We start from the raw sequence: 16,119 nt of genomic DNA on the forward strand, positions 1-16,119 counted from the left end.
GACAAGTGTTTAGATTCGTAACAAAAAAAAGAACTGAAATCTTATATATATGAAAATTTTTTTTTGTTCATACAAGTAGAATTTTTTAAGATAAGATAATATCAGCTTATTTGTCCGGTAAAACATAAGGTGCGCGCAGTTCCCTGATTAAAAGAGTTTGAGAGTATTAAAGTAAGAAGTAGATTTATTTTTTATTACGTAAAATAAATATATTATAATTGACTGCATGGAAAGATTGCTAAATAGATTTAGCAAAGTAAGTAAGGTAGATTATGAAACTTCACTCCTATGATATCAATCAAAAATTCACCACAAGCATTGCATACTTCTCGATGGAGTTTGCTATCGATCAATCCTTGAAGATATATTCCGGCGGTCTGGGGTTTTTATCGGGTTCTCATATGCGCAGTGCATACGATCTAAAACAAAACATAGTAGGTATCGGGATATTATGGAGTTTTGGCTACTATGATCAGGTCAGAAATGAAGACCGTACTTTAAGACCGCAGTATACTAGGAAATTCTACTATTTTTTAGAAGAGCTTGACGTAAAAGTAAATGTCAAGATACAAAATAAAGACGTTGTTATTAAGGCGTTTTTGCTTCATCCCGACATCTTTGGAACGGCTCCTATCATCCTTCTTTCGACAGATATCGATGAGAACGATTATCTTTCGCGTACGATCACGCATAAACTTTATGAAGAAAACGAAAGAACAAGGGTTGCACAGGAGATAGTTCTTGGCATAGGAGGCGTGAGAGTCCTGGAAGCTATCAATAGAAAAATAGATGTCTACCATATGAACGAAGGGCACGCACTTCCTCTTATATATGAGCTGTACGGCCGTTTCAAGGATGTCGAGACATTAAGAGAACATGTCGTCTTTACCACCCATACGCCAGAAGCCGCCGGAAATGAAATCCACGATTTTACTTTTTTGCGGGAGATGGGCTTTTTCAACGGTCTTGACCCGCAAAGTATCCATACTATAAACGGAAATAAGAGCGATGAAAAGTTCAACCTTACCGTAGGCGCTTTAAGGACTTCAAAAATAGCCAATGCCGTTTCAAAGATCCACCAGAAAGTAGCAAGCGAGATGTGGGCAGACGTTGCAAACAGATGTGAAATCATCTCTTTGACAAATGCGCAAAACAAAAAATACTGGACGGATAAAACACTTTTGAGGGCTCTTGACGAGCACGAGGATTATGAGCTTGTCGCAAGAAAAAAGCACCTCAAAAAGATGCTTTTCGATGAAGTCGTCGACCAGACGGGTAAGATGTTTGATCCTGAGATCTTGACCATCGTCTGGGCAAGAAGATTTGCCGAGTATAAGCGTCCGGGACTTCTTAAATACGATATGGACAGATTTTTGAAGCTTGTCGAAAACAAAGATATGCCTGTACAGATCATCTGGGCAGGAAAACCGTATCCTACCGATCATGGGGCGATCGATATGTTTAATGAACTTATATATATCGGGCACAAGCATAAAAATATCGCGGTTCTTATCGAATATGAACTCTCTTTGTCCAAACTTTTAAAGCAGGGAAGCGACATTTGGCTGAACACTCCGAGGATCACGAGAGAAGCATGCGGAACCAGCGGTATGACTGCCAGTATGAACGGTTCCATTCATTTTTCCATAAACGACGGATGGCATCCGGAGTTCGCAAGAGACGGCAGAAACGCCTTTACCATACCCGAAGTCGATCATAATCTTAACGTATCCGAACAGGATAAGATAGATAACAAGAACATGATGGACATCTTAGAGAGCGTCATCGTTCCGACCTATTACGATGATCCCGATAAATGGATAAAGATCATGAAAAACGCTATGACCGAAATAGATCTCGAGTTTGATTCGGGAAGGCTTGCAAAAGAGTATTATGAGTTGATGTACGATTATCGGTATGTCAGAAAAGATGAGGAAATAAAATAATGGCACTTGCAATAATGTGTTCGGGCGGCGATGCGCCCGGTATGAATCCGGCGATAAAAAAATTTGTTGATTATACGTATAAGAAAGGTCAAGATGCCTACCTTATATATGACGGCTTGGACGGTCTCATCGATAACAAAATAAAAAAAGCGGCGCATAAAGATGTTTCGGGAATCGTTCACTTCGGAGGTACGATCATCCGCTCTTCGCGTTCGAAAAGATTTTATGAATACGAATATAGAAAACAGGCGTATGAAAACTTGAAAGCTTTGAACATCAAAGGTTTGGTCGTTTTGGGCGGTGACGGGACATTTCGGGCCATGCAGAAGTTAAGTTCGGAGTTCGATATCAACTTTGTGGGTATTCCAAGCACGATCGACAACGATATCTACGGGACGGAGTACTGTCTGGGAGTAGACACCTCCTTAAACGTCATAAGAGATGCTCTGGACAAGATAAGAGATACCGCTTCATCTTTTAACCGCGCTTTTTTAGTCGAGGTGATGGGACGCGAATGCGGCTATCTGGCGATAGTATCGGCCATCGTAAGCGGAGCGGAGATCTGTATTATCCCTGAGATCGAGTTTCAAAAAGACGCTTTGGAGAGAAGACTGATCCAAGAGATAAAAGAGGGAAGAAACTACATACTGGCGATAATCTCCGAAGGCGCCAAAAAAACCCCCGAAATCCATAGCTGGATAGAGGAGAAGTTCGGGATGGAGACCAGAGTCAGTATACTGGGGCATATCCAAAGAGGAGGCAGTCCCAGCGTATACGACAGGATGATGGCTTTTGATTTTACCATCCGTGCGATCGATTACCTTTTGGAGCATAACGATTCCAATAAAGTGGTCGTATATAACAGCGGAAAGTTTGATTTTATGGAGATAGAAGAGGTCGTGTCAAAGAGATATGAACTTCCAAAGCATTTGATAGATGCGATAAACTATTTAGATTAAGGAGGAGTCTATATGAAAGCAGTAGTAATGGCCGGCGGTTTTGGAACGAGGATCCAGCCCCTTACCCACTCTATACCAAAACCGATGCTCCCCATCATAAACAAGCCTATGATGGAACATACGATGATGATGCTTAAAAAATTAGGCATCAAAGAGTTCATATTGCTTTTGTACTTCAAACCCGACATCATAAAAGAGTATTTTAAAGACGGAAGCGACTTCGGTATAAATATCACCTATGTCGTGCCCGATGACGATTACGGAACGGCGGGAGCCGTAAAACTCGCACAAAAACATATAGGAGACGAGAACTTTATCGTCATAAGCGGCGATCTTGTGACCGATTTTGATTTTCAAAAGTTATTTGATTTTCATAAAAAGAAAAAATCAAAACTTTCCATCGGACTCACCTCCGTCGAAAACCCTCTGCAGTTCGGTGTAGTGATCGCAAATGAAGAGAACGTCATCGAGAAGTTTCTGGAAAAGCCGAGCTGGGGAGAGGTGTTCAGCGATACCATCAATACCGGAATTTACGTCGTAGAACCGGAGATATTAAGCTACATTCCCGAGAACGAGAATTTCGATTTTGCCAAAGATCTTTTTCCTTCACTGATGCAAAAACAGATAGATCTGATGGGATACAACCTTAACGGATATTGGCGCGACGTAGGCAATCCGGAGAGTTATAGAGAGGTTTATGAAGATATACTCAATTGCAGGATACAGTTTGATATTCCCGGATATAAAAAAGATTACCCCGACGGTACGCTCTATACGGCGTCAAAATATGATCTGGATCCGACGGTGGAGATAGTCGGTACTGTCGTATTGGGAGAGAACGTCACATTGAAAAAAGGCGTAAAGCTAAGCAATGTCGTCATAGGCAGCAACGTCACGATAGGAGCGTTAAGCAAGGTCAGAAACTGCGTATTGTGGAACGATATAGAGATAGACAAGCATGTCAAACTTGACAACTGTATTATCTGTAACAACAATACGATAGGAAAAGGCGTCACGGTAAAGGCAGGGTTGATCCTGGCTGAAGGGTGCGAAATAGGCGAACTTGCCTCTTTTGAACAAGATGTTGTCATCTGGGCCGATAAAAAGATAGAAGCCGCATCGATAGTCAGCCGCAATATAATTTTTGGAAGCAGATACAAAAACTCCATTTTTGAAAACGGAACGGTCTTTGGTACGAGCAACGTCGAACTTTCCTGCGAGATGGTCACAAAACTTGCCGAAGCCTTTGCCGTACAGCTTCCCATAGGATCGACAGTGATTGTAGGTAGAGATGACGATAGAAGTTCCCGTATGCTCAAACGTGCATTTTTGGGAGGACTGCTCTCTGCGGGTATCAACGTGCAGGACATAAAAAGTGCGCCGCAGCCTGTTTTGAGGTTTACGCTTGCAAATGATGAGAACCTTATTGCCGGAGTACATTTTAAACGATCCGTCATCGATCCTACAAATTCCGAGCTCACGTTCTTCAATGATAACGCCATAAGAGTAAATTCCGCTCTTGCTAAAATCGTCGAGAAAAACTTTTTTACGGAAAAGTTTCGAAGAGTAGAGTACTCGAAGATAGGAAAGATCTTCGATACTCGTTATAAAACGGAATGCATGAGCTATAAATATGCCATAGAAAAGACTTTGGATCATTCGAGCATAAAGTACGCCAATTTCCGAGTCGTAGTCGATCTGATGCACGGAAGCGCCGCGGAGATGTTTCCAAGTATTCTCAATGATATCGGAATCGAAAATATCGTTTTAAACTCCTATTACGACGAGCAGAAACTCTCAAACATCCAAGCACTTAAGAAACGCTCGGAAGAGAACACTTCAAGGATCGTACAAAGCCTGAAGTATCAGATGGGCGTTTTGATCTATCCAAACGTTCAAAAAATAGTTCTGGTGACGGACAAAGGAGAGGTTCTTGACAAAGTAAAAGCGCTTTATTGTGTCTTGTACCTTTTAAATCTGGAAGCAAAATCAAAGAAAAAGCGGGTGTTCTTGCCGACTTGGGCACCGGATATCATCTATTTTGAAAACCTTATAATAGAGCGCGGAAAATATTCCGATTTTAAAGTGGAACAGCTTAAAAAGTACGATCTTATTGCTACTGTCCACGGGAACTTTAGTTTTAAAGAGTTCAGTTACACTCGTGACGGCATGTATGCGAGCTTGAAAATCATGGAGCTTTTAAGCAATAACGGCGTGAGACTATCGGAAGTCTCCACAAGAATAGATGAATTTTACTATAAGGCTTTTAAAGTAAAATGTCCGCAGTCTTTAAAAGGGAAGATGATGAGAAAGTTCCTAGAAGACGCAAAAGGAAAAAAATCATCATTGATCGACGGTGTGAAGATCTGGGAGAATGAGAGCGACTGGATATTGATGATACCCGACCAGTACAGAGAGTGCCTAAATATCTATATTCAGGCAAAAGACGAAATATCAGGAGAAGCGTTATATAATAGCTATAACACGAAAATGGCCGAGTGGTCTTCTAAAGAAGGATAAGACTTGAAACTGAGCTTTATGTGGCATATGCATCAGCCCGATTATCGCGATGCCACCGGTATCATGCAGATGCCTTGGGTCTTTTTGCATGCGATTAAGGACTACTACGATATGCCATGGATGCTTTCAAAGCACAGTGGCGTCAAAGCTACTTTCAATATCACTCCTCCCTTGATGCAGCAATTAAAACTCTATTACGATAAGCCGCAGGAAAACGACAAGTTTTTGGAGCTATGGCTGAAAAATCCCTCCTATCTCGATGAAGACGACAGGAACTGGGTCATCAAGATATGCAAAAGTTCAAACTACGAGACGATGGTCGTACCGTTTGAGAGGTACAAGGAACTCTATATCCAAGAACATTTCAACAATGATGAACTCATAGAGCTGGAGATACTTTTTATGCTCTCTTGGTGCGGTATCTATCTTCAGGAAAACAGCGATCTTGTAAAAAGACTGATAAAAAAACAGAAAGATTACGATCTAGAAGAGAAGTTTTTGCTTTTAAACGAGCTTTCCATATTTATCTCGGGCATATTCGATTACTATTTAAAACTGAAAAAAGAAGGGGTCATAATGATCTCTACGACGCCGTTGAACCATCCGATCCTTCCTTTGCTTATGGACATGGGCAATGCCCGCATCGCAAATCCCGCCACAAACATGCCAAAAGAGTATATCAACCTTGAAGAGGACGCTTTGATGCAGGTTAAAAAGGCGCAGGAACTGTTTTACGACACATTCGGTTTTATGCCCGAAGGTTTTTGGCCTGCCGAGGGCGCCGTCGATGAAAAAAGCATAGAGCTCTTAAGATTTTGCGGAGTGAAATGGATCGCCACGGATGAGGAGATACTGTTTAAGTCTCTCAACTCGAACAATAGAGCCGATATCTATTTTCCATACTCTTACAATGACGTCTGTATCGGTTTTCGCGATCATAACCTAAGCGATCTCATAGGCTTTACATACAGGCATTCGGACTCGTATGAAGCGTCTTCGAACTTTATAAGCGAGCTTCAAAAGATACGCGACGTGAATCCCGATGCCGTAGTGTTCGTGATTTTAGACGGTGAAAACGCATGGGAGTTTTTTAAGAAGAACGGTTTTAATTTTTTCAATTCGCTTTATGAAAAGCTGAAAAATCTGCCTTGGTGCGAGACCATAACCATGGAAGAAATCTGCGGACTTTCATTAAAAAAACTATCGCGTCTGGCGCCCGGAAGCTGGATACATGGCGAGTTCAACACCTGGGTGGGGCACAGAGAAAAGACAAGGGCATGGGAGCTTTTATATCTGACCAAAAGAGATTATGAACATCATAAAGAATCTCTGGACAAAGAGGTGATCGAGAAGATAAACGAACATTTTCTCATAGCAGAGTGTTCGGATTGGTTCTGGTGGTACGGAGACGATCACTACAGCGAATTCGGGGAGGAGTTTGATGAACTGTTCCGTTCGCATCTGATAAATATATACAATCTGATCAATATTACACCTCCTTCAGACCTCTTTATCCCTGTTATCAAGAACAAAAGTGCTCAAAGTTTCTGGCTCAAACCGCAGTCGGATATATCGCCGGTGATCAACGGAAAACATGATTCTTTCTTTGAATGGATAGGATGCGGCGTCGTGGACGAAAGCAAGATATTTTCGACGATGGACAAACAAAGAGGACCGATAAAAAGGATACTCTACGGACAAGACGACGAAAAACTCTACTTTGCATTTGAAGCGAAGATGAAAGAGCTGTGCGGCAGTGATCTCATAGAGATCATCATAGATCCGATAAATGTCAGAGGAAAAGTCGGATTTGAAACGCAAAAGGTTTTTCTGGACGGGCTGGAAGTGAATGTCGCATGCAAAGACCAGCTTGAGATCAGCATCGATAAAAGTAAAATGAAAAACGGTGAGATACATATAAGGTTCGAACTGGAAAAAGAGGGCAGTGTGATCCAGACTCTGCCGGGATTCGGCGAGCTTAAGATAGATGTCGGTAATGATTACAGTCATAACTGGTTCGTGTAGGAAACAAAGATGAAAAGAGTATCGCTGCTGTTTGGTATCCATATGCATCAGCCTGTCGATAATTTCAGTGATTCTGTTGAAAGTGCCGTAAATCTCTGTTACAGACCTTTTTTCGAGACCATGGCGAAGTATCCAGAGTTTAAATTTGCCGTGCATTGCAGCGGCTGGCTGCTTGAGCGGATCAGAACAAAAAATCCGGATATCTTTGAGAATATGCGTTATCTGACAAAACAAGGTTCCATAGAATGGCTCAGCGCCGGTTATTATGAACCTGTTTTAAGCGCTATTCCCTCACCCGACCGCATCGCGCAGATAAAAAAACTAAACAGGTATATAAAAAAATATTTTAAAGTAAGCCCCAGAGGATTATGGCTTACCGAAAGGGTATGGGAATCGGCACTGGTGCCGGATCTGGCAGAATGCGGAATTGATTATGCCGTGGTGGATGATTACCATTTTTTAAGCAGCGGCTTTGAAGCCTCCCAGATGAACGGATATTATACGACAGAAGAGAGTGCCAAAGAGATAGGACTTTTCCCCATATCAAAAGCACTGAGATACGCGCTGCCGTTTTACGACGTGCAAAATGCCATAGCATCCGTTTTATCGTCTGCTTCGGATGAAGATTCGGCAGCCGTCGTATTTGATGATGCGGAAAAGTTCGGTCTCTGGCCAAAAACGCATACGTGGGTCTATGAGAAACATTGGCTAAAAGAGTTCGTAGAAGCCGTTTTGGCGGATGATAGAATACTCTCGCAGCACTACGGCACATACATGAAAAAAAACCGTTCGCTGGGCATAGCATACCTTAACAACACGTCATACTTCGAAATGGGGGAATGGAGTCTCAAAAGCACGCAGGCACAAGCACTTGAGGAGTTAAAACAAAGTGTCGGAGAGCATTATTTCAACGATGTGGGAATCTCTTTTATAAAGGGCGGCATCTGGAAAAACTTTTTTATAAAATACAAAGAGAGCAACTATCTTCACAAAAGAATGCTCTATTTCAGTAAGCAGCGTGAGGCGCTCGGTAAAAATGCGCTGGAATCCCTTTACAAGCTGCAGACGAACGATGTCTACTGGCACGGAATATTCGGCGGGATATATCTTCCAAACCTCCGGGACAATGCATACCGATATCTTTTGGAACTTGAAAGATCATGTGCAAAAAAAGAGGTAAGCATCGAACTTCTCGATATCGACAAGGACGGTTATGATGAGCTCAAAGTCGTCACAAAAAACCTCAGTATGGTTTTTTCATCGAAATTCGGCGGACAGATGATGGAGTTTGGCGCGCTTGACGTGCTTTTTAACTGGCAAAATACGCTGATGCGGCAAAAGGAAATCTATCATGAAAAATTGCTTCGTCTCAAAGAGAGCGGTGAGAGTCTTGATGAAGATACAGGGATAGATACGATTCACAGTGAAAAAGCCTTAACGGATGACAAGCTTAAAGCCGAGCTTATCTACGACTGGCATCCAAAATATTCCTTTATAGACCATTTTTGTCGTGACGAGCTTACTTTGGAAAGCTTTAAGAATATGGCTTTTACGGATATCGCTGATTTTGCTAACAGGCCGTTCTCGTTTCATAAAAACAAAAACAGCTTCAGCAGAACGGGCGGAATATATCTGGATTGGTGTTATGAAACGAATTTGAAAAAAGAATACCGCTTCAAAGATAACTCCTTTAGTCTGGATCTAAAATGCAGCAGCGAGTATAAAGAGAAGCTTTTTTATGCACAGGAGTTCAACTTACATTTCGCTCATCCTCACCGGGTCACATTTAACGGTAAAACCTTGCAAAAGGGTTTAAAAGAGTATAATTGTGATGAACTTGTTATGGTCGACGATTTTACGAAAAAAGTCTTAAGGCTGAAGATCGACCGAAAGTGCAATATCTTCGGGTATATATTAAATACCGTATCAAAAAGCGAAAAAGGTTTTGATAAAACGGCTCAGGAAGTATCGTTTGTTTTGACGCTGCCTTTTTCCTCGAAGTTAAATTTAAAAGTAGAATTGGAGTTGTCCGATGTCTGAGATAAGACTAGATAGAATTCATAATCAATATGTACTTATTGCTCCCGAAAGACTTTACAGACCCAATCTCAGCCATACGGATAAAAAAAAGAACACGAGTTCTATGTGCCCTTTTTGCGAAGGCAACGAGGATCTGACCCCTCCTGAAGTATTTGCTATCAGAGATAATGAAGCCAATCTTCCTTCTTGGAAGACAAGAGTGGTTCCCAACCTCTATAAAGCCGTGCAGATCGAGCTGGAAGACGTTTCAAAAAGAGACGGAATGTTCGAATCGATCCCGGGAGTGGGTGCGCATGAGATTCTCATAGATTCGCCATGCCATGACTGCGACATCGTGCAGCTGGACGCAGATGCGTTAGAGAACTGGCTAAGGAGCATGATCATCCGCATGGAGGATCTGAGAAAAGACAAAAGGTTAATCCATCTGAGCATATTTAAAAATTTCGGGCAAAACGCAGGATCGACGCAGGACCATCCCCATACCCAGATACTTGCACTTCCCGTTATGCCAAAAAGCGAGCTTGTCTTTTTGGACCGCAATATGACCTATTACAGCCGTCATGGAAGAGGGATTATTGAGGATATGATCCATAACGAGATGCTTGCAAAAAAAAGGATCGTCAGCAAGATCGGTGATTTCATAGCGTTTTGCCCCTATGCGAGTGCTTACCCTTTTGAAGTTATGATCGTTCCTATTGTCAACATATCCGGTCTTGGCAGATGCACAAGAAAAGAGATAACGGATCTGAGCGCTTTGATCAGGATCGTATTTGAAAAGCTTAGCGGACAGCTCGGCAGATTTGATTACAACCTTTCTTTTCAGATGGCACCTTTAAATAAAAACTTTGAAAACGAACGTTATATGGAAAGTCTGGACAGAAATTACCGATTTAGTCTGCGCATTACCCCGAGGATATATAATCTCGGCGGTTTTGAAATATCTACCGGAATGGCGATAAACAGTGTTGTGCCCGAAGACTGCGCCAGACTTTTGCGGGGAGATTAGTATCATGAAAGTTCTTTTCGCTTCGAGTGAAATATTTCCCTATGCAAAAAGCGGCGGGCTTGCCGATGTCGCCGATGCGCTTCCGCATATCCTGCAAGAGTATGTCGAAATCTCCAGAGTCATGCCCTTATACGGATTTATGGACAAAGACGGATTTGATTATGAAAAATCGTATAAGATATCTCTTGGAGGGATCGACTATAAGATAAACCTCTATACGAAACAAAGCGGTTCTATGAGGACATATTTCATAGAAGCGCCGCTGCTCAGTGCTACTAAAAACCTTTACTGCGATAAAGACGGCGACTATGCGAACAACGATCTGCGTTTTGGAATATTTTGCATGGCCCTCGTCGAACTTGCATCGATGTTAAATATTGCTATCTTGCATCTTAACGACTGGCATACGGCTTTGTGCGCACTTTTTATTCATGAACGCAAGATGAAGATCAAGACGGTATTTACGATCCATAATCTTGCGTATCAGGGGATTTTCGGAAAAAACTCGCTTGAGAGGCTCGGTATAGACAAGAAATATTTTACGATGGACGGTCTTGAATTTTATGAAAAAGTAAACTTTTTAAAAGCTGCAATAGCCTATAGCGACCGTATAACTACGGTTAGTCCCAGTTATGCCAAAGAGATATTGACAAAAGAGTTCGGATGCGGACTGGAAGGTTTTTTAGCGCATCATAAAAAGAAACTGACAGGTGTTTTAAACGGGATAAACGATACTGTTTTCGATCCTGCAAAGGATGCGATACTCCCTTTTACGTATGATGAAAAAACACTTGATAACAAGTATAAGAACAAAGCGGACTTCATAAAAAGATCCAAGCTAAAAGACCCGAGGCGGCCGCTTTTTGTCATGATCGCTAGATTAGTGGAACAAAAAGGGATAGACCTGCTGATAGATTCCATAAAGATGCTGCTTGAGAAAAAAATAAATCTGTTTTTGCTTGGAGAAGGCAGTGCCGAGTTTTCCAAAAAGCTGGCGCGGTTTTCAAACGAGCATGATAACTTTGAATTTTTCGAAGGGTATGATGAAGAGCTTTCACACAGGATCTATGCTGCAGCGGATTTTTTACTGATGCCCTCAAAGTTCGAACCCTGCGGATTGAACCAGATGATCGCCATGCGTTACGGCACGATCCCGATAGTGCATGCGGTGGGAGGACTCAAAGACAGCGTCCATGAAGATAAAAAAGCTTGCGGTGAAGGGATAGTCTTTAAAAAACAGAATAAAAAAGAGTTTCTCTCTGCCGTTGAGAGAGCTTTAAAACTCAAAAAAGAGGCTAAAAAATTCAAAGCGACGATCGAGTTCAATATGGGGTGCGATTTTTCTTTCAGACCGAGCGCGCTGGAATATCTGAGGCTGTATAAGAGTCTGGCATGAATTTGAGCATAGATGCGGGAGGAACCTATTATCGTGCTAGGATACTAGAGAACGATACTCTTATGGAAACATTGTTTGTAAAAAGCGTGAAGATCGGTCTTTTAGAGTGGATAGAAGAGATATTAAAAAAACATCACGGCATAAAAAACATCTGTATCGCTTATGCAGGGCAGGTGAAAAACGGGGTAATCCTTTCGGCTCCAAACATCAAAATAGACAATCATGACATAAAAAACTATTTCGAGACGAAATATGATTTAAAACTCTTCATTGAAAACGATCTTGACTGTGCAGTAATGGCGGAAGCTGCACATTTTCAGAGTAAAGAGATATGCGCTTTATACGTAGGAACGGGACTGGGTCTTGGAGTCATCAGCGCAGGCAGACTGATTCGCGGACATGCCGGCATGGCGACGGAGATAGGACATATTCCCTATAAAGAGACTCCCTTTTTGTGCGGGTGTGGAAAAAGTAACTGTCTGGAACTTTTTGCTTCGGGATCCGGTCTTCTGAAACACAAGGAGCATAATCTCGTCGAAAGCGCTTTAAATCTGGAAGAATTAAAAAAGAGCAAAGATGTAAAGGCAAAAAATATCTATGATGATTTTATAACGGCTTTGCTTTATGCTGCGGGTACGGTCATAACCCTTTTTAATCCCGAGATACTGGTTCTTGGCGGCGGTATCGTTAGAGCGAACGAGGACATTTTGCAGATAATAACTTCCAGGATCAAAGATTTTGCTATGCCCATAGCCCTTGAAGATGTTAAAATAGTAACGACGCAGATGCAAGACGCTTCCTTACAAGGCGCACTATTACTAAAGGATGTCAGATGAGCAAAAAGAGATTGAAGATTCTGTTTGCTGCTTCGGAAGTGGCAGGATTTGCAAAGACGGGCGGACTCGCCGATGTGGCCGGTGCTCTTCCAAAAGCGATAAAAAAACTCGGACACGACATCATAGTCGTGATGCCCAGATATTACCAGATCGATAAAAACAGTTTGAAAAAGCTGGAGGCTCCTTTAGGCGTTCCCATGGGTTCCATGGGAGAGCTTTGGGCGGGCGTTTATACGACTTCTTTGGCGCAAAGCGAAGTACCCGTATATTTTATAGACTATGAGAAATATTTCGGCAGAAGCGGGCTTTATGACGACCATGAAGGCTCTTATGAAGACAATGCCAACCGTTTTATATTTTTCTCCAAAGCGACCCTGCAGCTCAGCAAGATGCTGCAGTTTGCTCCCGACATCGTTCATGCCAACGATTGGCATACCGCGGCTATGACGCTTATGATGAAAACCCGCTTTGTGCATGATTTCGCTTTTGCAAAATCGGTACTCACTATCCATAATCTTGCGCATCAGGGAATATTTCATAAAAACGTCATGGATATTTTGGAGGTCGGCTGGGAGCATTTCAATGCCCATGAGTTCGAGAGCCTCAACAGTGCAAATCTCCTTAAAGGCGGTATCATGCATGCCGATGCCCTCACTACGGTATCTAAACAATATGCCAAGGAGATACAGACGCCGGAGTTCGGTTTTGGATTGCAGGATCATATAAGGGCGCATTCGGGCAAGCTTTTTGGCATACTTAATGGCGTCGATTACAGTGAGTGGAACCCCTCCCTTGACAATGCCATCGCCAAAAAATATGATATCGGCGATATGAGCGGAAAATCGGAGTGTAAAAGGGACATTCAAAGACATTTCGGGCTTGAACTGCGAGAGGACGTACCGCTTATCGGTTTTATTGGGCGTTTTGTGGAGCAAAAGGGGATAGGGCTTATCAGTACGGTGATAAACGGTCTGTTGGATCTCGATGTACAGATCGTGATGCTTGGAACAGGGGAAAGATGGGCTGTGAGTTTTTTTGACGATGTGGCGTTTCACAGGCAAAATTTCGGCTTGCATGTGGGATACAGCGACGTTCTTGCCCACAAGATAGAAGCGGGATGTGATATGTTTTTGATGCCTTCGCTCTTTGAACCGTGCGGGCTCAACCAGATATACGGTCTGCGTTACGGAACACTGCCGATCGTCCGTGCGACGGGCGGACTTGACGATACGATAACCAACTTCGACGAACATCATAAAAACGGCAACGGGTTCAAGTTTTACGATGCTTCTGCGGAAGCGCTTTACTACACAGTGTTATGGGCGGTAGAGATATACCGTAAGGACAAAAGTGCGTTTAAAGATATGCAGGAGCGTGCGATGAAAGAGCATTTCAGCTGGGATGATTCGGCAAAGAGATACGAAGCTGTATACCGATATGTCCTAGAGAAAAAACACACTTTAAAGCCGAACCTATGAAGCACGAGATATTTTACGATGTAACGCTCTTTAGCGACTATGACATCTATCTTTTTAAAGAGGGTACGCACTCAAGGCTCTACAAACATCTGGGTTCGCATTTTATGCAGAGAAAAAAAAGCCGTGGAGTGTATTTCGCGCTGTGGGCTCCAAATGCCCGCAGCGTTTTTGTTATAGGTGATTTCAACGGATATGATGCCTCTGCTCATCCTTTAAAGCTTCGCGATGACGGATCGGGGATATGGGAAGGGTTTATAACGGAAGTAAAACAGGAGATGACCTACAAGTATCATATCTCTTCTGACCAAGGCACGGCACAAAAAGCGGACCCGTATGCATTTTATGCCGAAGTGGCGCCAAACTCTGCTTCAAAGATATGGAGTCTGGAAGATTACGGCTGGAGGGATAAAAAATGGATGAGGTCGCGTGCGAAAAAAAATTCCCACAAGGCTCCTGTCTCGATCTATGAGGTCCACCTTGGTTCATGGAAAAGGAAGGTCGAAGCGGAGAACCGTTTTTTAACCTACACGGAAGCGGCAAAAGAGCTGGCGACATATCTAAAAGAGATGAACTTTACGCATGTCGAGCTTCTTCCCATCACGGAGTATCCCTTTGAAGGCTCTTGGGGCTATCAGGTCACGGGATACTTTGCTCCGACGTCCCGCTACGGGAATCCGCAGGAGTTTATGAACTTTGTCGATATCATGCACGGCAGCGGCATCGGCGTGATTTTGGACTGGGTTCCTTCGCATTTTGTAACGGACGGGCATGGTCTTATAAACTTCGACGGCACCTGTCTTTATGAGCATGAAGATCCGAGAAAAGGGTTTCACCCCGAATGGGGCAGCGCCGTTTTCAACTATGACAGAAACGAGGTACGCGCATTTTTGATCAGTTCGGCTCTTTTTTGGCTGGAGATGTACCATATTGACGGTATCAGAGTAGACGCCGTGGCTTCCATGCTCTATCTGGATTATGCCAGATGTGAGGGCGAATGGGTGCCAAACGAGGACGGGAGCAATATAAACCGCGGAGCCGTCAAATTTTTAAAACAGCTCAATACGGCTGCTTACGGAGAGTTTGGCGATATCATGATGTTTGCCGAAGAATCCACGAACTACTCGATGGTCACCAGACCAGTGGATGTAGGAGGGCTTGGATTCGGATACAAGTGGAACATGGGCTGGATGCACGATATCTTGAAATATATGAAGATCAATCCGCTTTTCAGGCAGCATCATCATCAAAACCTGACCTTTAGTTTCGTTTATATGTACAACGAGAACTATCTGCTTCCTTTAAGTCATGACGAGGTCGTACATATGAAAGGCTCTCTGATCAACAAGATGCCGGGAGGTTATGAGAAAAAATTCGCGAATTTAAGAGCGCTTTATTCGTTGATGTTCGCCCATCCTGGCAAAAAACTTTTGTTTATGGGTGCAGAGTTCGCGCAGTTTGCGGAGTGGAATTTCGAGCAGAGCCTTGACTGGCATCTTTTGGAGCATAAAGCACATAAAGGGATACGCGATCTTCTCATAACACTCAATAAACTTTATGCAAAACTGCCTGCTCTGCATAAAAACGACGTGGAAAAAAACGGCTTTTCCTGGATAGACGAAAATGATTACAGGGCAAATGTTATCGCTTTTATTCGCATCGGCGGCAGAGGGGTGAAGCCCGTCATAGCCGTTTGTAATTTTTCGGACACGATGCATAATGATTACCGTATCGGAGTTCCAAAAGAGGGGGAGTACAAAGAGATATTCAACTCCGATCATGAGTCTTTCGGGGGGTGTTCAAAAACGAGAGAAGAACCTATAAGATCGGAAGCCAAAGAGCATCACGGAAGAAAACATAGTCTTGTTTTGACACTTGCTCCGCTGAGTGTCGTTTATCTGCAAAGAGTAAGATAG

10 protein-coding genes are annotated in these 16,119 nt (G+C 42.9%); all 10 read left to right on the forward strand.

The window, feature by feature from the left end:
• Nucleotides 1-272: 272 nt before the first annotated feature.
• From glgP to glgB, 10 genes are read left to right on the forward strand one after another with little or no spacing between them, the layout of a single operon-like run.
• A complete protein-coding gene (gene glgP / locus WCY03_RS04810; RefSeq protein WP_345993862.1) occupies nt 273-1,946 on the forward strand; it encodes an alpha-glucan family phosphorylase in 1,674 nt (557 codons plus the stop codon).
• Nucleotides 1,946-2,905, forward strand: coding sequence for a 6-phosphofructokinase (locus tag WCY03_RS04815; RefSeq protein ID WP_345993863.1), 960 nt, complete (start codon nt 1,946-1,948; stop codon nt 2,903-2,905). The genes glgP and WCY03_RS04815 overlap by 1 nt, the downstream gene beginning before the upstream one ends.
• Before the next feature lie 12 nt (nt 2,906-2,917).
• Complete coding sequence (locus tag WCY03_RS04820) at nt 2,918-5,425, forward strand: sugar phosphate nucleotidyltransferase (protein ID WP_345993864.1); 2,508 nt, start codon at nt 2,918-2,920, stop codon at nt 5,423-5,425.
• 3 nt (nt 5,426-5,428) lie between these two features.
• Nucleotides 5,429-7,450 (forward strand): glycoside hydrolase family 57 protein, encoded by a 2,022-nt coding sequence (locus tag WCY03_RS04825; RefSeq protein ID WP_345993865.1) that lies wholly within the window; start codon nt 5,429-5,431, stop codon nt 7,448-7,450.
• A 9-nt stretch (nt 7,451-7,459) separates the two neighbouring features.
• Entirely contained in the window at nt 7,460-9,490 is a 2,031-nt protein-coding gene (locus tag WCY03_RS04830; RefSeq protein ID WP_345993866.1) for an alpha-amylase/4-alpha-glucanotransferase domain-containing protein, read from the forward strand.
• Nucleotides 9,483-10,496, forward strand: coding sequence for a UTP--glucose-1-phosphate uridylyltransferase (locus tag WCY03_RS04835; protein WP_345993867.1), 1,014 nt, complete (start codon nt 9,483-9,485; stop codon nt 10,494-10,496). Before WCY03_RS04830 ends, WCY03_RS04835 begins: the two co-directional genes overlap by 8 nt.
• 4 nt (nt 10,497-10,500) lie before the next feature.
• Nucleotides 10,501-11,892, forward strand: coding sequence for a glycogen/starch synthase (locus WCY03_RS04840; RefSeq protein ID WP_345993868.1), 1,392 nt, complete (start codon nt 10,501-10,503; stop codon nt 11,890-11,892).
• Nucleotides 11,889-12,728, forward strand: coding sequence for an ROK family protein (locus WCY03_RS04845; RefSeq protein WP_345993869.1), 840 nt, complete (start codon nt 11,889-11,891; stop codon nt 12,726-12,728). The genes WCY03_RS04840 and WCY03_RS04845 overlap by 4 nt, the downstream gene beginning before the upstream one ends.
• Nucleotides 12,725-14,206, forward strand: a complete 1,482-nt coding sequence (gene glgA, locus WCY03_RS04850; protein WP_345993870.1) for a glycogen synthase GlgA — start codon at nt 12,725-12,727, stop codon at nt 14,204-14,206. The genes WCY03_RS04845 and glgA overlap by 4 nt, the downstream gene beginning before the upstream one ends.
• Nucleotides 14,203-16,119 carry a 1,4-alpha-glucan branching protein GlgB gene (gene glgB / locus WCY03_RS04855; RefSeq protein ID WP_345993871.1) on the forward strand — a complete coding sequence of 639 codons (1,917 nt, stop codon included), beginning with the start codon at nt 14,203-14,205 and terminating at the stop codon, nt 16,117-16,119. Before glgA ends, glgB begins: the two co-directional genes overlap by 4 nt.

The sequence above is a fragment of the Sulfurimonas sp. HSL-1716 genome, assembly GCF_039645975.1.
Taxonomy (GTDB): Bacteria; Campylobacterota; Campylobacteria; order Campylobacterales; family Sulfurimonadaceae; genus Hydrocurvibacter; species Hydrocurvibacter sulfurireducens.